Source organism: Sorangium sp. So ce281, from assembly GCF_051527395.1.
Classification (GTDB): domain Bacteria; phylum Myxococcota_A; class Polyangia; order Polyangiales; family Polyangiaceae; genus Sorangium; species Sorangium cellulosum_B.
Genome location: NZ_CP150322.1, coordinates 624,203 through 647,441 on the forward strand (window position 1 = coordinate 624,203; position 23,239 = coordinate 647,441).

The window sequence follows — 23,239 nt, forward strand, 5'->3', positions numbered from 1 at the left end:
GCCGTGCGTCGGCGCTGCGGGGTGGACGCGCGGCAGCCGCGCGCCGGCGGCGCGCCGAGCCGCGCTCGGGGACGCTCCTCGGCTCCCTCCCTCGCGCGCCTTTCTCGTGGGCTTTCCCGTTCTTCCGGGGGCGAGGGCTTGCCGATGCGACGCCCGCCGCACATCAGCTCCGTGGAATGGCTGACGAGAAGAGGCCGGCGTCGCGCGCGTGGCTCGGGTACCTGCTGATCGCGATCGGGATCCTGGTCCTTTCCGGGATCGTCAGGTCACGAGGGCGCCCGTTCGTGCCGTACGACGAGGCGGTCGCCGAGGTGCGGCGCGGGGAGATCTCCGCTGCGATCGTGAAGCCCGACGAGATCGAGCTGATCCGCCGCGAGAGCCCGCAACGACCGGAGGAGCGCGTCCGCGTGACGCGGCTGCCCGGCGTCGAGGACGAGCCGCTCGTGAGGGCGCTGCTCGACAAGCAGGTCCGCATCGAGGCGAAGAGCCCCCAGACGTCGGTGTGGGTGCAGGTGGCGATCTGGATGTTGCCGCTCCTCCTCATCAATGTGGCGTTCTTCATGATGCTGCGGCGGGCGGGGCAGGGGGCCGGCGGGCCGCTCGGGTTCCTGCGCAGCAAGGCGAAGATCTACGATCGATCCAGGCAGGATCCGGTGCGCTTCTCGGACGTGGCCGGCGTCGACGAGGCCAAGGACGAGCTCGTCGAGGTCGTCGACTTCCTCAAGGAGCCCTCGAGGTACCGCTCGCTGGGCGGGCGGATCCCGCGCGGCCTCCTGCTCATCGGGCCGCCAGGCACCGGCAAGACGCTGCTCGCGCGGGCGGTGGCGGGCGAGGCGAACGTGCCGTTCTTCTCGCTGAACGCGAGCGAGTTCGTCGAGATGTTCGTGGGGCTCGGGGCCGCGCGGGTCCGCGAGCTCTTCGAGGAGGCGCGCAAGAGCGCGCCCAGCATCGTGTTCATCGACGAGATCGACGCCGTGGGCAGGACCCGGGGCGGCCTCGGCGCCCTCGCGACCCACGACGAGCGAGAGCAGACGCTCCACCAGCTCCTCGCCGAGCTCGACGGCTTCGACGCGCGCACCACCGTGATCCTGATGGCCGCCACCAACCGCCCCGAGGTGCTCGATCCGGCGCTCCTGCGGCCCGGGCGCTTCGATCGCCAGGTCATCGTGGATCGGCCCGATCTGCGGGGCCGCGAGGCGATCCTCGCCGTCCACGCGCGGCGGGTGCCGCTCGCGAGCGACGTCGATCTCGGGCTCGTGGCGCGCCGCACGCCGGGCATGGTCGGCGCCGATCTCGCGAAGATCGTCAACGAGGCCGCGCTGTCCGGGGCGCGGCGCGGCGCGAGGGAGATCGGACAGGCCGATTTCGACGAGGCGCTCGATCGCTCGCAGCTCGGGCTCCGGCGCCGCGGGCAGATCATGACCGCGGAGGAGCGGCGGCGCGTGGCCTACCACGAGGCCGGGCACGCCCTCGTCGCGCTCGCGCTGCCGGCCGCCGATCCGGTGGAGCGGGTGTCCATCGTGGCCCGCACGATCGGCGCGCTCGGCGTCACGATCCAGGTGCCCCGCGACGAGCGCCAGCTGGTCACCGAGCAGGAGATCGAGTCGCGCGTCACGGTGATGCTCGGGGGCAGGGCGGCGGAGGAGCTCGCGCTGGGGCAGGTGTCGAGCGGCGCGCACGACGATCTCGGGCGCGCGACGGCGCTCGTCCGCGAGATGGTGACCCGCCTCGGGATGAGCCGGCGCCTCGGGCTGGCCGCGCTCGCGCGCACCGTCGGCGCGCCGATGCTCGGCGTGCTCCAGGAGGAGCGCACGTGCAGCGAGGAGACCGCCCGCGAGGTCGACGAGGAGGTGAGGGAGCGGCTCGGCGAGATGTACCTGAAGGCCAAGCAGCTGCTCGTCGATCGCCGCGAGGGCCTCGAGGCGGTCGCGGAGGCGCTCGTGCTCAAGGAGACGCTGCGCGGCGAGGAGCTGCAGGAGATCGCGGCCGTGTCGACGCGGCGGAAGATCGCCGTGGGCCCGCCGAGCGCGGCGTGAGCCTCAGGCCGCGCGCCGCCGGCGCCTGAGGCCGCCCGCGAGCGCGACAAGCGACAGGCCGGCGGCCGCCCAGGGCCGGCCGCCGGCACTGCCGCGCGGCGCGCCCCCGGACGCGCGGCAGGCGCAGCCGCCGTCCTCCTCCGCGAGCTCGCCGCCGCCTGCCGGGGCCTCCGGCTCGCCGACGCCGATCCCTCGCACCGCGATCCTCTGCACGGGCCGGTCGGGGTCGTTGGACTCGACGAGGACGGTCGCCGCGAACTCGCCGCTGGCCTTCGGCGCGAAGCGGATCGCGAGGTCGATCTCCGTTTCCGGGTCGATCCCGAGCGCCGCGTCCGCGAGCTCGAAGCTCTCCGCGTCGTCGGTCGTCACGACGGCATCGAGCAGCGCCTCCCCCGCGTTCGAGAGCCGGACGAGCTCCACGTTGGCCTGCCCCACCTCCACGGCGCCGAAATCGATCTCCTGCTTGTCCAGCGCGAGGTCCGGGAGCGGCACATGGACGCGCTCGCTCTCGAAGACCCATTCGCGCTCGGTGAGCGGAAAGGCGAGCGGGATGTCGGCGAGCGGGATCGACCACGAGCGGCCCAGCAGGCTGACGCCGAACGCGGGGACGAGGTGGAGCGTGCCGTCGTACCGCACCGAGCCCTCCGGACGAACGTTGAGCTCGACCGACGGGCCTCCCAGGTAGTCCACGGAGGAGGCTCCGCCTTCGGAGGTGACGTCGCCTCCGCTCACCGTCGCCTGATCGAGCGTCTCGATGGCCACGCGATGGGTCGTGTAGCGGGCCGCGACATCCATCGCGATGTCGAGCTCGAACCTCCCGTCGATGCCGGGGATCGAGCCGCCGATGAGGTCGCCGAGCGACACGGACGCAACGCGCTGCAGCGCGGTGGAGCTCTCCAGCGTGATGCCCGGCTCCCAGCCCCAGGCGTCGAACTGCTCTCGGGCGTGCACCCGGAAATCGATCTGGGGCACATAGGGGATATCACCCGTCCAGTCGAAGTCCTGGCCCAGGACGGAAACGCTGATGCGTCCCTGTGCGCTGACATCGAGTCCGATATCGCAGCTGAACACGCCTCCTTCCGGGGCGCCTGGCGCCTTGAGCGCGAGCGCCTCTGGCCACGACGCCTCGAGCGCTCCGCTCAACGAGATCTGGGTGTCGGCGTAGACCGCCGCCCCGAGGCTGACTTGGAGCGGTGAGCCCGGCGGGACCCAGCCTGTATCGAAGTCGAGCCCGAGCGGGATGGCGTCTTTGCGCTGGAACGTGAGCGGTCCCCGCGCGCACTGGAGCGGGTCGTCCGCGCACGGCACGGCGAGCGAGTCGTACGCCGAAGCGGCCGCGGGGGCGAAGAGGGCGAGCGCGGCGGCGGCGCAGGGGAGAGCGCGCCGCCGCCGGGGCCGAGCAGAGCGGAGAGCCGCGAGGGCTGCGCCGCCGGACAGCAAGGAACGCATGAGAACGATTACCACGATCCTCGCGCTCCACGCCATAGCCGCAGCCCCCGATGGCGGCGCGCCAGGCACGTCCCAGCTGCGTTTCAGCTGCGTTCCAGCGCGTCCTAGCGCGCCCCGAACAGCGTGCCGACCACGATGCCCGCGGCCGCGCAGAGAATGGCCACCACGGTCCAGAGGATGAGCTCACGCGACGCGCCGCCCGCCGTCGGAGCAGGGCCAGCGGGCGTCTCGCGGACCACCGCGGCCGTGCGTTCGGGTAGCGCCCTGCGCACCGCGCTCTCCCTGGGCGTCACCGGCTTGTCGACGTGGCCGACGCCCGAGACGGAAGCACCGTCCTGGACGGGCGCGGCGTAATCCAGGCCGGTCCGCTCGAGCGCGAGATCGGTGATCGAGACGGCGTCCGCGAGGCTCGCGGGGGTGTGGTGCACGACGCGCCGTTCTTCTCGGCAGGCGCGCAGGGCGTCGGCGAACGCCCTGGCGCTCGGGTGCCGCTCGGAAGGGCTCTTGGCGAGGGCCCTCAGGATGACGGCCTCCAGGCCGGCCGAGATGAGCCCGGAGCGCTCGCTGGCGCGCGGCGGCAGCGGCTGCTCGGCGATCTGCGCCGTCATCACGGCGATGGGCGTCCGCTTGTTGAACGGCACGGCGCCGACCGCCATCTCGTAGAGGATGCAGCCGAGCGCGTAGATGTCGCTGCGCGGGTCGACGTCCTCCCCGCGCACCTGCTCGGGCGCCATGTACTCCGGCGTCCCGAAGATCATGTCTTTCTCGGTGAGCCCGGTCGTCTGCTGCTCGCCGTGCACCACCTTCGCGAGCCCGAAATCGACCACCCGGACGCGGCCCGCGAAGGGTGACGGCGCGGCGCCCGCGCGCCCGTCCGGGCGCTCGATGAGCACGTTGGCCGGCTTGAGATCGCGGTGGACCACGCCCGCCGCGTGCGCCGTCTCCAGCGCGGCGCAGATCTGCAGGGCGATCTCGATCGCCAGGTCGATCTCGATCGGCGCGTGGTCCCGCAGGAGCTCCTCGAGCGAGCTGCCGTCGATGTGCTCCAGCGCGATCACGAGGAGCCCGCCCTCCTCGACGAAGTCGAGCATCCGGACGACGTGAGGGCCCTCGACGCGCTCCAGGATGGCGGCCTCCCGGTGATAGCGCCTGAAGATCTGGGGCGTGCCCGAGAGGTGCCTGTGGATCACCTTCAGCGCGACGCGCTGGCCGTCCTCGTCGCGGGTGGCGCGGTAGACGACGCCGGAGGCCCCCTCGCCGATGACGGACTCGACGGTGTACCGCGACGCGACGCCGTGCCCGGCGGGCAGGCGATCGGGCGCGGGCTGCAGCGAGGTCACCGCCCACCGCCCGCGTCCGCCGGGATCGGCGGCGCGGGATCCGGCGAAGGCGCCCTGAGGTGCAGCTCCGTCGACGAGGTGCAGGCGCGCACGATCTTCGGGCTGAGCTCGATGGGATCGAGCCGCGCGGCGGGGTCGGCCTCGCGCCACGCGGCGCACGCGGTCTCGGCGAGCCCTGTGGCGTCGAGCGCGACGTAGGCCTCGAGCAGGTGCCGCTGCACCGTGGCGATCTGCACCCGGGCGAGATCGCCGTAGCCGAGCAGGCGGCTCGCCCGCGCCACGGCGTCGATGTAGCGGCCGCTCCGCACGTCGCCGGCGAGCTGCGGCAGCTCGGCGTCGACCCGGCGCTGGGCGTCGCGCGCGCGGCCGGCCCCCTCGGAGCGCACCAGCGCGCCGGAGCTCGCGGCCTCGGCCTTGCCCTCGGCCGTGAGCGGCAGATCCGTGAGCGGGACGAGGATCACCATGCCGCGGCGCAGCGGGTCCTGCTTGAGGTGGTTGTACTTGTCGAGCATCCACGCCTGGTCCCGCTTGCCCAGGAAGCGATAGGCGATGGTGAGCAGGGTGTCGTGCTGGCCGACGACGTACCGCAGGTTGTACGGCACGATGATCTCCTGCCCGTCGGTCGGCTCGAGCCAGGGCCACGTATCATTCGAGATCGCGAGGACGTCGCTCCGGTCGGCGGTGCCGAGCAGCCGCTCCGCGAGGATCGCCCAGGTCTCGCCCGCGGTGACGCGGTGGTGGCCGAGCGCGGGCACCTCCAGCCGCAGGCCGGGCATGATCGGCACGCCGGCGCCCGCGTCGAGCGCGTTGGCGGCGACGAGCACCTGCTCCATCTGCACGCGCCCGTAGGTGCGCTCCGCGATCTGCGCGAGGGTCTCGCCCTTGCGGACGACGTGCGGGAACGCCGCCGCGGCGCTGCCGACCAGCGTCGTCGCCGCGAGGGCGCCCACGGAAAACCAAGCTCGCCGAGGCATCACGCCGCCGAGGGTACCAGGGGATCGCGCGCCGTGGGACGCCGCGCGACCGCTCGCGCGGCGGCGCGCGGGGAACGTTTGCCACGATTTCGTCGCGCCCGTGGTTTCGTGCCAGAGTGCGCGCGACGCATGAAAGACACGACGACGTCCGGCAGGATCCCGACGTGGCTCTCGCGGCGCTCGCCTGCGGCGGCGCGGCTCCTCACGGCCGGCCTGCTCGGGCTGGCGACGCCGGGCTGCCTCGTCCGGCAGGGGCTGTACGACGAGGCGCGCGCGGAGATCCAGAGAGAGCGCGAGGCGGGTGACAAGGCGCGGGCCGAGGCCCAGAGCGCCCGCGCCGAGGCCCAGAGCGCCCGCGCCGAGGCCGCGGAGCGGTCCGCGCAGGCCGCCGTCATCGAGGAGGAGCTGGCGCGCCTTTCGGACGACCTCCGGGCGCGCGATCTCAGGCTGTCCGAGGTGACGACGGCCGAGGCGGGGCTCGAGCGGCGGCTCGACGAGCTCGCCGCCATGAACGAGGAGCTGTCCGCGCGGCTCCGGAGCGCCGGGCAGAGCGTGGGGCAGCTCGCCGGGGAGCGGGGCAGCCTGTCGGCGGAGCTCGCGGAGACGCGGGCCAAGCTCGACGATCTGCGCCGGAAGCAGGCGGCGGCGGAGGCGCGGGCGGCCGGGATCCGCGACGCCGTGGAGCGGCTGAAGGGCGCGGCCTTCGCGGGGAAGGTCCGTGTCGGGCTCCGCGGCGGGCAGCTCGTCGTCGAGGTGCCGAGCGACGCGCTGTTCAACGGCGCGAGGGCCGAGCTCACGCAGCGAGGGCGGGCGGCGCTGGACGAGATCGCCGGCGTGCTCCGGACGATGCCGGCCTTTCGCTTTCAGGTCGCCGCGCACACGGACAACGACCGGAAGGCGATGAAGAGCGCGAGGTTTTCGTCGAGCTGGGATCTCTCGGCGGCGAGGGCAACGGCGGTGGTCAAGCGGCTCGTCGAGCGCGGGATGTCGCCGCGGAGCCTGTCGACGGTCGGCTATGGCGAGTTCAGCCCGGTCGGGCCGAACGACACGGCGGCAGGGCGGGCGAGGAACCGGCGGATCGAGATCGCGCTGGTGGCGGAGCAGGAGCATACGACCGGCGCGGACGCGGAGGCCGGCGGCCGGTAACGCGCGTGTGGTGGCGGCCGTTCATGCGTAGGTCAGGAGCGTGACGCCGAGGATCTCGGCGGCGGGGGAAGGTCGGTTTCTGAAGAGATCCACGAGGATCTCGTGGCGCATCGCCGCAGCGCGCACGCCGCGAGGATGCACAGCGCCGGCGTCACGACCATGTGATACCGGTCCTCGCCGAAGAACACGGCGTGCGTCAGCGCCACCGACGCGACCGCGAACGCCAGGTAGCCGACGACACCCCCGTTCGCGGGCCGGCCCGGCAGCGGCAGCGCGGCGATCAGCGGGATCGCCACCGCGAGCGGCCAGAACGCGTGCCCGTCGCCGAGCACCCCCCACGCGACGAGCCCGAGCACCGCCGCGAGCGCGAGGAGCTGCGCGACGAGCTCCCGCCGCGGCATCGCCACGACCCCGAGCGCCGCGGCGGACAGCAGGGCGAGGTGCGACGCCGTGAGCACGCGGCGCCCCGCCGCGCGCCGCTCCTCGGGCCACGCCGCAGGGCTCGCCTCGCCGAGATAGCCCATCGGGAACGACTCGTGATCGAAGGTGAAGCCCAGCTTCCTCGGGATCAGGGCCAGCCAGCGACCGGGATCCTCCTTGATCCACTGAAGCCCCGCGGCCATCCAGCAGCGGTCCTGCGCCACCTGGCCGCGCGCGATCGGGCAGCCGTCGCCCGCGCGCAGCGTCTCGAAGCGGCCCGTCGCGCGCGGGAACGCGCCGATGGCGAGGTTCCAGCCGCCGTTCGTCGAGACGAGCGCGCAGCCGTCCATCACGCGGCAGTTGCGGATCGTCCACGGCGCCACCACCGCGAGGGCCGTCGCGGCCGCGAGCGCCGCCGCGAGCGCGCCGCGTTTCCACGCGGCCGCCCCTCCTGTCGCCGTCGCCGCCGTTCCTCCGGGCGCGGACGCCGCCGGGCCGCGCATGGCCAGCAGCGCGAGCGCCGGCGCGCAGAGCAGGCTCTGCGGCCGCACCAGCGCCGAGAGCCCGAGCGCCACGCCCGCGAGGACCGCGCCGCGGGCCGGGCGACCGCGCGCGGCGTCGCGCGCGAGCAGCCAGGGCGCCGTCACCAGGCCGAGCGCCGCGAGCGGCTCCGTCATGACGAGCGCCGCATAGACGATGAGCCCCGGCGAGAGCGCCGCGAGGAGCGCCGCCACGCGGGCGCGCGCCGGCGTGGTCGCGTACCGGGCGAGGCGGTGGACCACGACGACGAGCAGCGCGCCGGTCACCGCGTTCGCGACGGTCGCCGCGTGCGGCCCGGCGCCGAACAGCCGGTAGACGAGGGCGAGGAACCCGCTGTAGCCGACCGGATAATGGCACCACGGGTGCCAGACCGCCTGGCCCCCGACGATGAGATCGTCCGAGTAGCCGAGCCCGGCGGCGATGCGGCGCGCGCCGAAATCGTAGTAATGGCCGTCCCACACGGGCTCGCGCGCCCACGCGATCGCCACGTAGAGCCGCGGCAGCAGCGCGAGCGCGAACGCGAGCGCCGAGAACGCGAGATCCCCGCCGGCGCGTTCTGATGTGCCGCACGCGCCGCGCCCGTCGCGCCCGCCTCCGATCCGCGCCGCCCCGTCGCTTCCGCGCGACGCCTCAGCCATGCGGCTTGGCGCGCGAGCCCGCGGAGATCTCGCGCAGGCGACGCATGTAGGTCTTCGCCACCTGCGCCGGATCGAGCCGCAGGTACTTGGCAATTTCCTGAACGAATCCATGTACGTAGACGGTCGCGGGCAGGTCGCCTATCGCCTCGTTCTCGATCGCCTGGAGGTGCGCCAGCGAGATCTTGGTCCGCTGCGAGATGTCGGTGAGCTCGACCCCCTGCGACTCGCGCACCTTGCGGAGCAGCGCGCCGCTGAACTGCGTCTCGGCGTTGATCTCGCGCGCGAGCTCGGCCTGGAGCATGGCGAGCTCGGCCGCGGCGGCGGCGTTCTCGGCGCGCACCGGGCCGAGCTGCGTGCGCGGATCGTCCGGGTAGGTCGAGAGATCGTACGCGCGGCGGCGCACCGGATCGAGGAGGGTGTCGTGCGCCTCCTCGATGCGCGCCTGCTCCCTCTGGAGCACCGCGGGGCTCAGCACGCTGACCACGGGCAGGCTCCCCTCCCGGTAGGTGTCGCGCTGGCGCTTGTAGGCGCGCCGGATCTCGTCGTCGGCGGCCGTCCGCGCGAGGCCGAGCGCCTCGTAGAGCGTCGGCGGCGCGGCGCTCTTCGAGGCGGCGGCGAGGGCGCGGGCGTGCGCCTCGGCCGGGCGGGAGTCGCGCGCGGCGAGCAGCGCGAGGATGCGCCGGGCCACGCGCTCGAGGTTGCGCGCGCTCTTCGACGTCGGGCTGTCGATGAGGAGCGGCTGGCGCCGGCGCGCGGTCAGCCACACCGCGTCGTCGTGCTCGATGTGCCCGAGGTAGTCGAGGGAGATGCCGAGGAAGCGCTCCGAGACGGCGCTCATCGCGGGGCCGAGCTCCAGGTCCGAGCGGTGCCGGGTCTGGCTGACCACGAGGTGCGGCTTCACCCGCGGCAGCTGCGCGGCCGCGAGCGACGCGACCCCCTCGTCGAACCGCTTCACCTCCATGATGAAGTCGCGCGGCGTCGCGAGCGCCGGCAGCGACGCGGCCACCTTCTCCACGAGCCGGATCTTGAAGCGCTCCTTCATGAGCGCCCGGCGCAAGGTGCGCTGGTAGAGCGCGCGGCAGAAGCGGTAGGAGTGCTCGACCGCGAGCGGCTCGGGCGTTGTGGCGCAGATGCCGACGTCGGCGTGCAGGAAGAGGTCGAGCGTCGAGGAGCCGGTCGCCGCGCCGAGGCTGACGATCACGTAGTCGACGTCGAGCTCCTGGATCATCTTTATCCAGTACGCGGCGCGGCTCGGCCGGAGCGGCGTGGCCGTCATCGGGTCGTACGCTGTCGGGACGAGCCGGAGCCCGGGCACCGTGGTCGCGATCGGCTCGGCCTTGCCCTCCTCGATGTCCTCGCGCGTGACGAGCGGCGGCGCCTCGATCCCCAGCGCGGCGTGCAGCCCCGGGCTGTAAGCGTCGGTGTCGATGATGATCACGTCGCGCCCGAGCTGCGCGAAGTACACCCCCAGGTTGACCGCGAGCGTCGCCTTGCCGACGCCCCCGCGGCCGCCCCCCACGGCGATCAGGCGGCGGGATCGCGAGCTGGAGAACGAGGTGATCTCGCCCGGCAGGGGGAGATCGTCGTCCGCCGAGCCGGGCGGGAGGGTCGAATAGCGCGGCGGAGGGTAGGACTCACCGGAGCTGGACAAGGTTCCTCTTCGTGCGGCGCGCGGCTGCGCGCGGGCGGGATGGTGCGGCGGCGAGCGGATGAGAGCGGCTCGCGGCGCGAATCCCTCCTAGCACGCGCCGCGCGCGGCCATCAGCGTCGCCGTCGCCGGGGCTCCGGGCCGACGCCGAGGGCTCCGCGCCTGCCCGCCCCGCCGCAGCTCCCGCCGCGCGAGCCGCCTCGACGCGCCCAGGCCGCTGGGCTAGTCGCTCCCCGTGGCTACCGTCCGACCTTTCCGCGCTTACCGACCCCCCCAGGCCCAGGTGGCTCGCGTCGCGAGCCCGCCGTACGACGTCATCTCGACCGCCGAGGCGCGCGTCCTCGCGGCGGGAGGCCTGCACAGCTTCCTCCGCGTCTCCCGCCCCGAGATCGACCTGCCCGAGGGGACGGACGAGCACGACGACGCCGTCTACGCCCGCGGCGCGCAGAACCTCGCCGATCTCATCGCGCGCGGCGACCTCGCGCAGGACCCGGAGCCGCACCTCTACCTCTACGCCCAGAGGATGGGTGATCACCGGCAGATCGGCGTCGTCGGCTGCGCCGCGGTCGCCGAGTACGAGCAGGACGTCATCAAGAAGCACGAGAAGACGCGCCCCGACAAGGAGGACGACCGCACCCGCCACATCGAGGAGCTCGGCGCCCACGACGAGCCGGTGTTCCTCACGTACCGCGCCGACGCGGGCATCGACCGCGCCGTCGCGGACGCCTTGCAGTCGCCGCCCATCTACGATTTCACGACCGCGGACGGCGTCGGGCACAAGCTCTGGGTCCTCGGCCGCGCGGCGACCGCCGACCTCGAGGAGCGCTTCCAGGCGATCCCGACGCTCTACGTCGCCGATGGCCACCACCGCAGCGCCGCGGCGGCGCGCGTCCACAGGAAGCTGCGCGGCGACGGCGGCGAGCACGACGTCTTCCTGGCCGTGGTCTTCCCGCACGACCAGATGAACATCATGCCCTACAACCGCGTCGTGCGGGACCTCGCCGGCCGCAGCGCGGAGGCGCTGCTCGCGGCCCTCGGCGAGCGGCTCGACGTCGCGCCGGCGAGGGACGGCGCGGCCGCCACCCCGGCCGAGCCGCGGACCTTCGGGCTCTACCTTGGCGGCCGCTGGTACACCGCCAGGGTCCGCCCGGGGTCGTTCGACGCGAAGGACCCGGTGGCCTCGCTCGACTGCTCCATCTGCCAGGACCAGATCCTCGGCCCGATCTTCGGCGTCAGCGACCCCCGCCGGGACAAGCACGTCGATTTCGTCGGCGGCATCCGCGGCGTCGCCGAGCTCGAGCGATGCGTCGACTCGGGCGCGTTCACGATGGCGATCCACCTCTATCCCACGCAGATCGACGAGCTCTTCGCGGTGAGCGACGCGGGGCTGCTCATGCCGCCGAAGAGCACGTGGTTCGAGCCGAAGCTCCGCAGCGGGCTCTTCATTCATACGTTCTGACGAGCGCGCCGCGCCGGGGGTAGACTGCGCCCCATGGCGGACATCAAGCGTGTATCCCCCCAGCAGGCCAAGAAGCTCATCGACGAGGAGGGGTATCTCTACCTCGACGTTCGGAGCGAGCCCGAGTATGCGGCCGGGCACCCGAGCGGCGCGCACAACGTGCCGCTCATGCACGCCGGCGCCGGCGGCATGAAGCAGAACCCCGACTTCCTCGATGTGGTCCGCGCCCTCTATCCCAGCGACGCGAAGATCATCGTGGGCTGCAAGTCCGGACAGCGCTCGATGCGCGCGGCCGAGGCCATGGTGTCGGCCGGCTACACGGCCGTCATCGAGCAACGCGCCGGCTTCGAGGGGCCGCGCGACGCGTTCGGCGCGATCACCGAGCCGGGGTGGGGGCCGGCCGGGCTGCCCGTCGAGACGGCCACGCCCGGCGGCTCCTACGCCGAGCTCCGCAAGAGCGCTGGCAGGTAATACGTCCGGCGCGCACGGCTCGCGCCGCGGCGCCGAGCGTGTCGTCGCGGCGTCGATCGCGTTGCCGGAGGCCGCTCGCTCCGCTAGGAATCCGCGTGCTCCACGGTGCGCGTGTCGCGGTGGTCATCCCCGCGCGGGACGAGGCGCGATGGATCTCCGAGGCAGCGGCGTCGGTCCCCGCCTTTGTCGACCACGTGATCGTCGTGGACGACGCCAGTCGAGATGGCACAGCCGAGATGGCGCGCGCGGTCGGGGACGAGCGCCTCGAGGTGCTCGTCCACCCGGAGTGCCGCGGCGTCGGCGCGGCGATCGTCGCTGGCTACCGGCGCGCTCGCGCCCTCGGCGCCTCGGCCGTCGCGGTCATGGCCGGCGACGGGCAGATGGATCCGCGCGATCTCCCGCGCGTCGTCGCCCCGATCGCCTCGGGCGAAGCCGATTACGTGAAGGGCGATCGGCTGCGCCACCCCGACGTGTGGCGCGTCATGCCGCTCCAGCGGCTCGCCGCGACGGCGGCGCTCGCCGCGCTCACCCGCCGCGCGGCGGGGCTCGACGCCCTCTCCGACAGCCAGTGCGGGTACACCGCCATCTCGGCCCGCGCGATCGACGCGCTCGACCTCGACGGCCTCTGGCCCCGCTACGGCTATCCGAACGACTTGCTCGCCGCCCTCGCGGCTCGCCGGCTCCGCGTCTGCGAGGTCAGCGTGCGTCCCGTCTACCGCGGTGAGGCGAGCGGCCTGCGCGCGCGCCACGTGCTCACCATTCTTTTCCTGATCACCAGGAACGCCATAAGGCACGCCCTGAGCTGATCAGGAAAATCGCAGAACTCCCGCGCCCGGACGGAACGTGTGAGTGGGAGTCGAGCGAATCGACATGAGCCGCTGCGCAAAACGGTCGACAACTCGCTCGTTGGTCTCATAGCAAAGCTGCCTGGCGACCTGACTCATCAACTTGGCGCGGAGAGGCCCCAGAGGCGCGGACCCCGCAGCCATGCTTCAACAAGGGGGGTGACGGACGTGGCCATCAGCCGAGCCGCCTGGGCTAGAATCTGGAATCCGGGGAGGTCGCGGACTCTGTCGTTCACGCCTCGGGTCGTGGCCTATGCATTCGGCATCGAGCTGCCGTACAGCCTGCTTGTCCCGGTCGCTCACCTGCGCCTCCTCGGCGTCGTGGATTCGGCGGTCCAGGCGCGGCTGCTCGGGCTGATCGGGCTCATGTACCTCGTCAAGACCGGGGGGCTGATCGCGCTGCTCGTCCACATGCTGCGCCCGATCGAGCGCCTGCGGCAGTACGCCGTGGCCCATCGCCTCCAGAGCGGCGCGGGCGTCGAGGACACGAGCAGCGGCGGCGCGGCGCCCCCGGAGGAGGTCGTCCTCGCCGCGGCGAACGCCGCCTACGACACCCCGCTCGCGTTCGCGACGGTCTGGGCCGTGTCGTGGGGGCTCCTGTACCTGCCGGTCACGATGGCGCTCTACCTCATCGCGCCGGACCAGAGCCCCCTCGGCGTCCAGCGCGGCGTCGCGCTGGCCCTGTTCGCGCTGGCCCTGTTCGCGGCCGCGCTGCCGCTCGCCTACAGCATCCTCGGCCGCCTGCTCGCCCCCGCCGCCGGCGTGATCTCGCTCATCGCGCGCGAGCGCGGCCTCTCCATGCCCGGCAAGGGGTACTCGCTCGCCGTCCGCCTCGTGATCCTCGGCGCCTGCCTCGCCATCGCGCCGACGAGCTGGATGGCGGCGATGGTGCTCGGCGAGACGGCGGGGCCGGCCAAGCCCGGCCTGAAGCTCACCCTGGCGATCTTCTCGATGGTCGCGGTCACCTGGGCGCCCGTCTGCGCGGGCTTCCTCGCCGGCGCCCTCGCGGGCCCGCTCCAGCAGGTCGCCGCGGTCATCCAGAAGATCGTCCAGCGCGGCGAGGTCGACCGGCTGGAGCGGATCCCGATCTATTTCAAGGACGAGATCGGCGCGCTGGCGGGCGGCGTCAACGCGATGGTCGATCGCCTGGAGGAGTCGTCCCGGCGCACGCGGAGCTACCTGGCGGAGCGCGAGCGCCTGCTGCAGGACGCGGCGCAGCGCGCGGCGCAGCTCGGGGCCGTGCTGGACAACCTCGTCGAGGGGGTGTTCGCGTGCGACCGCCAGGGCCGGCTGACGATGATCAACGCCTCGGGGCTCAGGCTGCTCGGCCTCTCGGGCCGCTCGGAGCAGGCCGGCCGGATGGTCGAGGAGGTGATGGACCTCGGCCGGATGCGCCACAGCGACGGCCGCGCCTTCACGCGCGACGAGCTGCCCATGGTGCGGGCGCTCGCCGGCGAGACCATCGTGCAGGAAGAGCAGGTGCTCGCGGAAGGCCGCGCGGGCCGCGACGTCTTCCTGAGGACCAGCGCGGCGCCGATCCGCAGCGAGGGCGGGGCGGTCCTCGGCGCGGTCGCGGTCGCCCGCGACGTGACGGAGCTCATGGAGCTCGATCTCGTCAAGGATCAGTTCATCCGGGTCGGCGCGCACGAGCTCAAGACGCCGGTCGCGATCATGAAGGGATACGCGCTCGCGCTCCTGCGCAACACGAACGATCTGCCGGCGCCGCGCCGCAAGATGCTGGAGGCCATCGACCGCGGCGCGGACAGGATCAACCGCATCGTCGACGATCTCCTGGCCATCTCGCAGGTCACGCTCGACGTGCTCCAGGTCTCCGAGGAGGACGTCGATCTGAAGGAGCTCGTGCAGGAGTCGGTCGATCGCGTCGCGAAGTCGGCGAGCCGCCACCGGGTGCGGCTGTCGCTCGACGCCGAGCGGCCGCCCGTCGTGCGCGCCGATCCGGAGCGGCTGCGCCAGGTGCTCGCGAGCCTCCTCGACAACGCGGTGAAGTACTCGCCCGACGGCGGCGACGTCGAGGTGACCGTCGCCGTCGCCGAGCGCGCGCCGGCGTCGTCGCCGCCGTCCTCCTGCGACGCCGCGCTCTTCTCGCAGCGGCACGGCGCGGCGCCGCGCTTCGAGGCGGTCGTGTCCGTGCGCGACCAGGGCGTCGGCATCCCCGCCCACAGGCAGGAGCGGATCTTCGAGCGCTTCTTCCGCGCGCACACGGACACGCGACACGACTACGGCGGCATGGGGATAGGGCTGTTCCTTGCGAAGGACATGATCACCCGCCACGGCGGTCGTATCTGGTTCGAGAGCGAGGAGGACAGCGGCAGCACGTTCTATTTCACCCTTCCACTCAGCAGCGAGGCCCCCGTGGCCGATCGACGATGAGCGACAGACACGCAAAGACGGTGCTCCTCGTGGAGGACGACGCGGATCTCGTGGCGCTCGTCTCCCTCGTGCTCCAGGAGGACGGCTACCGGGTCAAGATCGCGTGCAACGGTCGCGAGGCGCTGGCCAAGCTGGAGCACGACCTGCCGGATCTCATCCTGCTCGACATGAAGATGCCGGTGATGAACGGCCCGGAGTTCGCGCGCGAGCTCGAGGTCCGGCACGGGCGTCAGGCGCCCATCGTCGTGCTCACCGCCGCGGCGGACGCGCACCGGCGGGCGGCCGAGGTCGGCGCGGACGCGTGGCTCGGCAAGCCGTTCGAGCCGGACGCGCTCCTCTCGACGGTGAGGCGTTACACGGGGTGAGCGCGGAGGAGCTGCCGCCGCTCGGCGAGGTCGCGCCGCACCTCGGCCCAGTACCGCGCGGGGAACCGGCGGTGATCGAAGCCGGTCGCGCGGAACACCCGTGTGATGCGGGCATAACGGCGCAGGCTCCACTCCCTCATGATCTGGAGCGAGGGGTGGAGGCCGCGCGCCTCGATGAACGGCGCCGCCCGCGCGTAGAGCGCTGGCATGACCTCATCGAGCCAGTACCGCATCAGGGCCTGGTATCCGGGCGTGTCGACGCACCGCCCGGAGATCACCTGAGCGCGCGTGACCCCGTGGCGCGCGAGCTCCTCCTCGGGCAGGTAGCAGATGCCGCGATCGGCGTCCTCCTGCATGTCCCTCAGGTTGTTGAAGAACTGATCGAGCCGGCCGAACTCCCCGGCAGCGCCCCAGTGCTCCTTCGTCAGGAACGGAACCAGCTGAAAGATATGGCCTGACAGCCGCACCAGCATCGTGTCGTGCTCCTTCAGGGTGCGGATGAGCAGGCTGGGAGCGTGGTAGTCGGCGAGGGCGAGCAAGTAGGCGTCCCAGGCGGCGAGCGAGCGCGGTTGCATCTCGTCCGGGTCGGGAGGATCGAGCGCGGGGCGGCGGAGCCACAGCGCGTGGATGGCAGAGAGCTCGCGCGCGAAGGGGCAGCACGGATCGACGAAGCCGCAGGAACGGACGCGCCTCCACGCCACCATGAAGCGGCTGAACCGCCGCGCGTGGGGCTCGATGCGCTCGTTCTCGGCGAGGCGATCGACGATCCGGATCCAGCGGATGCGGTCGAGCCACGCCCGCTTCACGTCGGGCGCGAGGCCGAGCACCCACGCGGCGTTGTCCTCGTCTTTCAACGCGTCGTCCGACAGGGCCCGATAGTGCGATGAGCCGACGATCGCCGAGATCGGCTGGTAGGGAGTCCGCTCCGATGCCGGTGCGGCAGCGGGCGGGTAGGGCGGTCGAGAGGAGATGTGTTGAGTAGGTTTCACGATGTCGAGTGCCGCACGTTGAACGTGCTTGTCGCCGGTGTGTCGCCCTGGCTTCGCGCGGTCACTGGCGATTATGGACGTAGCTCACCCTGTTTGCTTGGGGCGCCTGCGCCGGTGATGAATGGTGGCGCTCTACCGTGTAGAACTTTCCGATCCTCCGAGAGATGCGCGGTGACGCCTGTTCGCCTTCCTTTATGAGGCCTTATCGTCTCCCAGTCGACGCGGAAATTCGTCGTCCAGGGCACGGGCGCCGGAGATAATGCATGGATTCCCTGTGTGTTTTGCCGGTGTGTTGGGAACATGCCGTCAATGATCGTCGGTGTATACCCTGGGTCGATACATTGTCCAACGGATAACGTCAGTGATGGCCTGACGTCTCGGCCCCCTCTCGCTCCGTCTCGGCGGTAGCTCAGGTGTTCTAGGCACATGGATTATTCCGGAGTTCCTGGCGGATGGCCTCTGCGCCTCACGTGACGGCGGGTGAGCGCCGGGGGCGAGCCGCTTTCTCTGCTCGGTCTGCCTCGGTGAGCGGCGCGACGGGAACGCTCCGATTCGCGATCGGACGCGATGCTAGACGCGCTCGTGAGAGGGGGAATTCAGCGGTTGTCATCGCGCCGTGCGTGCTGCGGTGAACGGCCCCGATCTGTGGTTGTGACCACGGTCCAAAGCGATCATCCGCGCTCGGCGCGCCCGCGTGGCGTCCGCTCCAGACAGAGGCGATGGACTCGAGGAGAGGCCCTGGGGAGCCTCGTCCACCGCTCTGTCGCAGGGGGACGTGGACGATCGAGGCGGTGCTCCCCGGAGCGGGCTCCTGACGCGGTGATACGGCTCACCGCCGCCGCCGCGCCGCCGGCGCACGGGTGAGGTGCTCCGGGCGGATCTCACCCGCCGCCACGGTGACCAGAGCGCTCCCTGTAGCGCCGACCTCACCGATCATGCGACGGGCGCTCACACTGGAGGATGCCTGTGCTCTATCCGCGCCCGGACATCACATCTCTCGTCTCCGAGCTTCGCCGGATCGAGCCGCGTCCCCGCGCGGCCATCGTGTTCAGACCTGCAATCCAGAACCTCAGGTTCGAAAGACGTCAGGAGCATCCTTAAGGTCAACTCCATGAATCGAGCAAGGTCGGGCCCTTGGCCCGTGTCTTGCTAAAGCTGAAGGGCAGAGCGCCCGTGACGGCTTCCCCCCCCCGCCGTCGAATGGGCGCTCTTTTTTTGTGTTCTTCGTCCGGGACGCGAGGTCCTAGCGCTCGTGCAGCCGGGCCACCCGGTCGCGCCAGTACTGGAGATCGAGCGCGGAGAAGACCGCGGCGGCGCGCGCGATCTGGCGCTCGCGCTCCGGCTCGCGGCGCGGGAGGTGCCGCGCGAGCTCGAAGCGGGCGCGCGCCTCCTCGACGGGCAGGCCGCGCTGCAGGGCGTCGGCGATCGCCGCGGCCCAGAGCCGCCTCGCGCGCGCGTGGCCGCCGGCGAGCCACGCGGCGAGGCCGCGCAGGCGGAGCGAGGTCGAGCGGCCGAGGGGGAAGATGCGCGCGTACCGGCCGAGCGCGCGGCATGCCTCCGCAGAGAGGCGCGAGAGCTCGCGCCGCTCCGCCGGGCCAGGCGCGCCCTCGAGCAGCGCGAGCAGCACCTCGCACGCCGCCGCATAGCCGTACAGGCAGTGGTAGCCCGCCGGCTGTCCCTCGCGGAGCATGGGGAGCGTCCGCTCGGCGGCCGCGCGGGCCTCGCCCTGCGCGCCGCGGAGCAGGTGCCCCAGCGCGACCTGGCCGTGCGTGATCTGCTGCGTGCGGTCGCCGAGCCGCTGCACCTCGGCCGACAGCGCGTCGAAGATGGCGATCGCGCCCTCGCCGTCGCCGAGCAGCAGCCGGCACTGCGCGCGCCCGCTCTCCGCCCAGATGTGGCCCTGCGCGTTGTCGCTCTCGCGCGACGCGATCACGAGCGCGCCGTACAGGTCGAGCGCCTCCCTCCAGCGGCCCTCGGAGTACGCCACGCCGGCGAGCAGCGTGATGCACTCCTCCTTGCGGCGGCGGTCGTGCAGCGCATCGGCCAGCCGCTCGGCCTGGGTGAGCAGCGCCCGCGCGTCGCGGCACCGGCCCTCGCCGAGCGCCGTCAGCCCGCGCAGGCACGAGACGAACGCGACGCCTTGCGGGTCGTCGAGCGCCGCGGCGACCGCCGTCGCGCGCGCGGCGTACGCGTCGACGACGGCCTTCCACGGGACGTACCCGAACGCGACGCTCAGGGTCGCGTACCCGCGCGCGAGCGCGAGCGACGGGCCGAGCCGCGCCGCGGCGTTGGTCGCCGCCAGCGCGGCCAGGAAGGCGAGCGTCGGCTCGTTGCGGAACAGGTAGGTCTCCGACAGCTTCTCCGCCGCGAGCGACGCCTCGGCGAGGCGCTCGCGCTCGGCCGCGTCGCGCGCGACCGGGGCCGGCAGGCCAGCGACGTGCGCGAGCTGCAGGCCGAGCTGCTTCAGCGAGGCCATCGCCGGGCGCAGCCGCTGCCCGAGGCCCGCGCGGCCGCTCGCCGCGCGCTCCCCCGCGCGGAGCCACGCGGCCTCGTCCCGGCAGAGCAGCTCCAGCGCCGCCGCGCAGTGCCGCTCCGCGCCGAGCAGATCGCCGAGGTTGTAGTGCGCCTGGCCGAGCCGCCGCTCCCAGCGCGCGCGCCGGAGCGGCGGCGCGCGCTCCTCCGGCGGGTGAGCGCCGTCGAGGTCGAGCGCCCTCTTGTAAAAATCCACCGCGTCGCCGGAGGCGCCCGTCGCGAGGGCCTGGGCGCCCGCCTTGTCGAGGTACTCCAGCGTCTTCTGGACGGCGCCCGCGATTCCATAGTGGTGGGCGAGGAGCGGGTACGACAGCGCGAGGCCCGGCGCGTCGCGGTGGCGCTGCTCGATTGCGCGCGCGGCGGCGGCGTGCAGGGCACGCCGCTCCGGTTCGGGGATGCCCGCGTAGACGATCTCCCGCAGCTTGTCGTGCACGAAGCCGAGCCGCCCCGGATCCGTCTCCTCGAGCACGTGGCGGCGGGCGAGCTCCGCGACCGCGTCCATGGCGTCGACCTCGGCGAGGCCCGCGGCGCCGAGCAGCAGGCGCTCCTCGAGCTCGCGGCCCAGCACCGAGGCGAGCCGCGCGAGCGCGAGCGCCTCCCGGCTCAGCCCCGACAGCCGGCGCGCCACGAGCTCGCGCAGCGAGCCCGGCAGCGGCAGCGGCGCGGGCGGCTGGCTCTCGCGCGCGGCGCGGGCGAGCCGCTCTGCGGCGGCGCCCTCGGCGCCCGCGCGGATCCGCCACGCGTAGGCCTCGTCCCGGTAGATCACCCGCTCCTGGATCGCGGCCCGGAGGTACTCGGCGATGAAGAACGGGTTCCCCTCCGACTGCTCGAAGAGGTACTGCACGAACGCCTCCGGCGGCTCGTCCAGGGCGAGCATGTCGCGCACCATCCGCCCGACCGAGCCGCGGTCGAGCCGCCCGAGCTCGAGCCGCGAGGCCCAGGGGGCGCCGAGGAGCGAGGAGAGCGCGGGCGACGTCTCCTCGGTCCGGTAAGCGCACAGGAGGACGACGGGATGGGCCGCGAAGTAGTCGGCGTCGAGGTGCTCGAGGACGGCGCGCGAGTTCTCGTCGGCCCACTGGAGGTCGTCGAGCACGAGCAGGACGGGCCGCGTCGCGGCGAACGCGGCGAGCGTGTCGGCGAGCGCGGTCCGCAGCCGGTAGCGGGCCGCGTCCGGCGGCAGCTCGGGCGGCTCGGGGTAGCGGTCGTGGCCGTGGAGCTGGGCGAGCGACGGCTCGTGCGGCGCGAGGACCCTGCCGCGCGGGCCGAGCAGCGCGTCGTAGCCCGCGGGGCCGAGCTCGTTGCACCGGTCGGCCACCGCGAGCAGCAGCGGGCGGAACGGGTGCAGCGGCGCGGCCTTGACCGCGCCCTCGCGCTCGACCTCGGCGGACACGGCCGCGCACGCGCCCGTGACCACGGCCATGCGGTTGAGCGCCGCCTGGTGCGCCGCCTCGACGGCGAGGCGCGTCTTGCCCACGCCGCTCTCGCCGCCGACGACGACGAGGCTGCCCTGGCGCTGCTCGTGGGCGCGCTCGAGCGCCGCGGTGATCTGCTGCAGCGCCTCCCCGCGCCCGGCGAGGCGCGGCCGGTACAGGTACGGCTGCGCGTTCGGCACGCGCACGCGCACCCGCGCGCGCGCCGTGCCGCTCCAGTCGCGCGGCGGCGTGTCGGCCGCGCCGAGCTCGGCGAGGGCGGTCGCGACCTCGTCGGCGTAGCCGAGCCGGTCCTCGGGGCGCTTCTTCAGGAGCCGCGCGATGATGGCGTCGAGCGCGGGAGGCACGTCGGCGACGAGCTCGGAGGCCGGGAGCGGCTCGGCGTAGAGGTGCATGGACAGCACGACGGAGCTCGAGTCGCCGAGGAACGGGACGCCCCCGGTCACGGCCTCGTAGATCATGCAGCCGAGCGCGTAGAGGTCCGCGCGCGCGTCGACGAGGTCGCCGCGGATCTGCTCGGGGGACATGTAGTCGGGGCTGCCCATCAGCCTGCCGCCCGCCTGGAGCACGTCGCGCCCGGTGTGCCCCTCGAACTGGAAGGCGAGGCCGAAGTCGAAGAGCACCGGCGTGCCGTCCGGGCGGATGAACACGTTGTCGGGCTTGAGATCGCGGTGGACCAGGCCCCGGCCGTGGACGTACGCGAGCGGCCGGCAGATCGCGCGGAGGAGCGTCAGCGCCTGGCGGAGCGCGCCGCCCGCCGCGCGGTGGAACGGCCGCGGCGCGAAGGGCTGGTACGAGCGCGGGATGATCGACGCGGGCGCGATCTCCGCCGTCGCGGTGCTGGCCTGCGCGTTCATGGCCGTGGAGACGCTCACGGTCGGCTCGCTGCTCACGCTCCCGCGGGCGCGCCAGCGCTCCTGGTTGTGATCGCGGAGCGTGCGCCCCTCGATCAGCTCCATCGCGTACCACGGGATCCCGCCCTGGACCCCCTCGTCGAGCACCCGCACGACGCCCGGGTGCTCGACGCCCCGGAGCGCGTGGATCTCGCGGCGGATGCTGGAGACGAGGCTCTCGTCGCCCACGCAGACGGTCTTCAGCGCCGCGAGCGCGCCCGTGACGCTGTGCTGCGCGCGGTAGACGACCCCCATCCCGCCGCGGCCGAGCGGCGCGAGCACCCGCCACGGCCCGATGGACACCGGGACATCCGGGGGGTGCCTGGCCTGTCCCGAGCTCGGCGTCGTGATCATCGAGGGGCCGACGCAGCCTTGGCCCGGGCCTGGATTCGCCCCAGGTGGTAGGTCAAAAGCGGTTTCCCGACATCCACGCTGGAGCTGAGTACATCCACCCTACGGCGCGCGATGATGTCACGGCGCGGCCGACCGTACAACAGGTCTGTGTGGAGGCCAGCTCATCGCACGAACGCCGCGCGGCGGGGCTGCCGCACCGACAGGCGACTACACATCAGGCAGCGGAGCGTGGCTCGCGCGGCGCTCGGGCGGGGACGTCTCGGTTCTCTCGCGGCGCGCGGACCGCCGGGGATCGCCTGCTTTCCCCGCTTGGTGGATTCGACATCTCCGATGTCGTTGTCCCGTTTCATCGAGCTTCGACCGCGCCGTGCGATCCCATCGTGCACAGCTGAGCTCGCGGTACACGGTTTGCTCCCGGTGCGCTCACGGCCCGCGCTGGCGGCCGCACTTAGAAAGGGAACCAACGAATGAAGCATTCGACTCATCTCGGGGCCTTGTTGACCGTCCTGTCCCTCGCCGCGTGCGGCGGCGAAGGCGCAGATTCCGCCCCGACGGACAGCGCCGTGAGCTCCAAGCAGCTCAGGGATCTGACGGCCGATGATGTCCAATCCGCCTGCGATTCGCTCGCGGCGAGGGTGAAGCTCTCCAAGGAAGATGCCTGTGAGTACCTGGGGCTCGTCGCGTCTCCCGCCGTCGGGCAGCCGTGCAGCACGGTGAAGGACGAGTGCCTCTCCACGGCCGACGAGGCGGCCGCGGATCAGGACGACCACGCGGCGGATTGCATGCCTCCGACCGAGCACCGCGCCGGCTGCTCCGCCACGGTGGCCGAGTACGAGGTCTGCCTGCTCGCCCAGACGCAGCGGGTCCGGGCGCTCACGTGCGACTCGGCGCTGAGCTCGCTCGAGGCGGCTCCTCCGGAGTGTGACGCGGTGGCGCGCAAGTGCCCGCAGATCCTGGACATGGGCGGAGATCAGGGCGCCGAGAGCCCCTGAACACGGCGCCGGGGCGCGGGCGGCCACCGATCATCGGCCACCGATCATCGGCGATCGATCATCGATCATCGCGCTCAACGTGGACGCACGGCTCGCTGCCTGAACGAATCGCCGGTAGGCACGACACGGCCGCTTGGCGGCCGTGAGTGCCATTGTCCTACCTCTGTTTCCCTGGATCTTTTGATTCCTACCGATATTCGTGCTCGTCCGCGCCTTTCAGGGCATCTCGGCGTATGATGGGCTCCGCAGCCGGCGCGCCCGGGGAGGTTCAGGCCTCGGCGTCTCGGCTCAAGCGAAGTCGCGGCTCGCGCCGAGGGTTCGCTGGTA

Annotated in this window: 15 protein-coding genes; 8 read left to right on the forward strand and 7 right to left on the reverse strand. The window is 72.9% G+C overall.

The features are described 5' to 3' along the window. The first annotated feature begins 176 nt into the window (after positions 1 to 176). The gene (gene ftsH, locus WMF27_RS02270; RefSeq protein ID WP_437761902.1) at positions 177 to 2,036 is read left to right on the forward strand and encodes an ATP-dependent zinc metalloprotease FtsH; all 1,860 of its coding nucleotides are present in this window, start codon (positions 177 to 179) and stop codon (positions 2,034 to 2,036) included. Between the two features lie 3 nt (positions 2,037 to 2,039). On the opposite strand, the gene WMF27_RS02275 is transcribed toward ftsH, so the two are convergent. From WMF27_RS02275 to WMF27_RS02285, 3 genes are all read right to left on the reverse strand, one after another. After that, a complete protein-coding gene (locus WMF27_RS02275) occupies positions 2,040 to 3,485 on the reverse strand; it encodes an Ig-like domain-containing protein (RefSeq protein WP_437761901.1) in 1,446 nt (481 codons plus the stop codon). Positions 3,486 to 3,589: 104 nt separating this feature from the next. Continuing rightward, entirely contained in the window at positions 3,590 to 4,825 is a 1,236-nt protein-coding gene (locus tag WMF27_RS02280) for a serine/threonine-protein kinase (protein ID WP_437761900.1), read from the reverse strand. Beyond that, on the reverse strand, positions 4,822 to 5,775 hold the full coding sequence (locus tag WMF27_RS02285; RefSeq protein ID WP_437761899.1) for a LysM peptidoglycan-binding domain-containing protein: 954 nt from the start codon (positions 5,773 to 5,775) through the stop codon (positions 4,822 to 4,824). The genes WMF27_RS02280 and WMF27_RS02285 overlap by 4 nt, the downstream gene beginning before the upstream one ends. A gap of 153 nt (positions 5,776 to 5,928) precedes the next feature. On the opposite strand from WMF27_RS02285, the gene WMF27_RS02290 reads away from it, so the two are divergent. After that, a complete protein-coding gene (locus tag WMF27_RS02290) occupies positions 5,929 to 6,945 on the forward strand; it encodes an OmpA family protein (RefSeq protein ID WP_437761898.1) in 1,017 nt (338 codons plus the stop codon). A gap of 32 nt (positions 6,946 to 6,977) precedes the next feature. Here the strand turns inward: WMF27_RS02290 and WMF27_RS02295 are convergent, their stop codons facing one another. Together WMF27_RS02295 and WMF27_RS02300 are read right to left on the reverse strand one after the other, a co-directional pair. Further along, on the reverse strand, positions 6,978 to 8,543 hold the full coding sequence (locus WMF27_RS02295; protein ID WP_437761897.1) for an ArnT family glycosyltransferase: 1,566 nt from the start codon (positions 8,541 to 8,543) through the stop codon (positions 6,978 to 6,980). Continuing rightward, the gene (locus tag WMF27_RS02300) at positions 8,536 to 10,194 is read right to left on the reverse strand and encodes a helix-turn-helix domain-containing protein (RefSeq protein ID WP_437761896.1); all 1,659 of its coding nucleotides are present in this window, start codon (positions 10,192 to 10,194) and stop codon (positions 8,536 to 8,538) included. Before WMF27_RS02300 ends, WMF27_RS02295 begins: the two co-directional genes overlap by 8 nt. A gap of 232 nt (positions 10,195 to 10,426) precedes the next feature. Here WMF27_RS02300 and WMF27_RS02305 point away from each other — a divergent pair, with 232 nt between their 5' ends. The 5 genes from WMF27_RS02305 to WMF27_RS02325 all read left to right on the forward strand — a co-directional run bounded on the left by WMF27_RS02305 (position 10,427) and on the right by WMF27_RS02325 (position 15,722). Then, complete coding sequence (locus WMF27_RS02305) at positions 10,427 to 11,650, forward strand: DUF1015 domain-containing protein (protein WP_437761895.1); 1,224 nt, start codon at positions 10,427 to 10,429, stop codon at positions 11,648 to 11,650. A gap of 33 nt (positions 11,651 to 11,683) precedes the next feature. Beyond that, on the forward strand, positions 11,684 to 12,121 hold the full coding sequence (locus WMF27_RS02310; protein ID WP_437761894.1) for a rhodanese-like domain-containing protein: 438 nt from the start codon (positions 11,684 to 11,686) through the stop codon (positions 12,119 to 12,121). A 95-nt stretch (positions 12,122 to 12,216) separates the two neighbouring features. Further along, positions 12,217 to 12,927: a glycosyltransferase family 2 protein gene (locus WMF27_RS02315; RefSeq protein ID WP_437761893.1), complete on the forward strand. Its 711-nt coding sequence runs from the start codon at positions 12,217 to 12,219 to the stop codon at positions 12,925 to 12,927. A 285-nt stretch (positions 12,928 to 13,212) separates the two neighbouring features. Continuing rightward, positions 13,213 to 15,357 carry a HAMP domain-containing sensor histidine kinase gene (locus WMF27_RS02320; protein ID WP_437761892.1) on the forward strand — a complete coding sequence of 715 codons (2,145 nt, stop codon included), beginning with the start codon at positions 13,213 to 13,215 and terminating at the stop codon, positions 15,355 to 15,357. Continuing rightward, positions 15,354 to 15,722, forward strand: coding sequence for a response regulator (locus WMF27_RS02325; RefSeq protein ID WP_012233064.1), 369 nt, complete (start codon positions 15,354 to 15,356; stop codon positions 15,720 to 15,722). The genes WMF27_RS02320 and WMF27_RS02325 overlap by 4 nt, the downstream gene beginning before the upstream one ends. Here the strand turns inward: WMF27_RS02325 and WMF27_RS02330 are convergent. Then, positions 15,710 to 16,711, reverse strand: a complete 1,002-nt coding sequence (locus WMF27_RS02330; RefSeq protein ID WP_437761891.1) for a squalene/phytoene synthase family protein — start codon at positions 16,709 to 16,711, stop codon at positions 15,710 to 15,712. The two genes, WMF27_RS02325 and WMF27_RS02330, sit on opposite strands and share 13 nt — an antisense overlap. A 1,243-nt stretch (positions 16,712 to 17,954) precedes the next feature. Next, positions 17,955 to 21,920: a serine/threonine-protein kinase gene (locus WMF27_RS02335; RefSeq protein ID WP_437761890.1), complete on the reverse strand. Its 3,966-nt coding sequence runs from the start codon at positions 21,918 to 21,920 to the stop codon at positions 17,955 to 17,957. Between the two features lie 467 nt (positions 21,921 to 22,387). On the opposite strand from WMF27_RS02335, the gene WMF27_RS02340 reads away from it, so the two are divergent. Then, positions 22,388 to 22,912, forward strand: coding sequence for a hypothetical protein (locus WMF27_RS02340; RefSeq protein WP_437761889.1), 525 nt, complete (start codon positions 22,388 to 22,390; stop codon positions 22,910 to 22,912). The last annotated feature ends 327 nt before the right edge of the window (positions 22,913 to 23,239 follow it).

Excerpts from the sequence above, each read along its gene's own strand:
- WMF27_RS02275 (WP_437761901.1), bottom strand. The coding sequence starts at position 3,485 with ATGCGTTCCTTGCTGTCCGGCGGCGCAGCCCTCGCGGCTCTCCGCTCT.
- WMF27_RS02310 (WP_437761894.1), top strand. The coding sequence starts at position 11,684 with ATGGCGGACATCAAGCGTGTATCCCCCCAGCAGGCCAAGAAGCTCATC.
- WMF27_RS02295 (WP_437761897.1), bottom strand. The coding sequence starts at position 8,543 with ATGGCTGAGGCGTCGCGCGGAAGCGACGGGGCGGCGCGGATCGGAGGC.
- ftsH (WP_437761902.1), top strand. The coding sequence starts at position 177 with ATGGCTGACGAGAAGAGGCCGGCGTCGCGCGCGTGGCTCGGGTACCTG.
- WMF27_RS02335 (WP_437761890.1), bottom strand. The coding sequence starts at position 21,920 with ATGATCACGACGCCGAGCTCGGGACAGGCCAGGCACCCCCCGGATGTC.
- WMF27_RS02340 (WP_437761889.1), top strand. The coding sequence starts at position 22,388 with ATGAAGCATTCGACTCATCTCGGGGCCTTGTTGACCGTCCTGTCCCTC.
- WMF27_RS02325 (WP_012233064.1), top strand. The coding sequence starts at position 15,354 with ATGAGCGACAGACACGCAAAGACGGTGCTCCTCGTGGAGGACGACGCG.
- WMF27_RS02290 (WP_437761898.1), top strand. The coding sequence starts at position 5,929 with ATGAAAGACACGACGACGTCCGGCAGGATCCCGACGTGGCTCTCGCGG.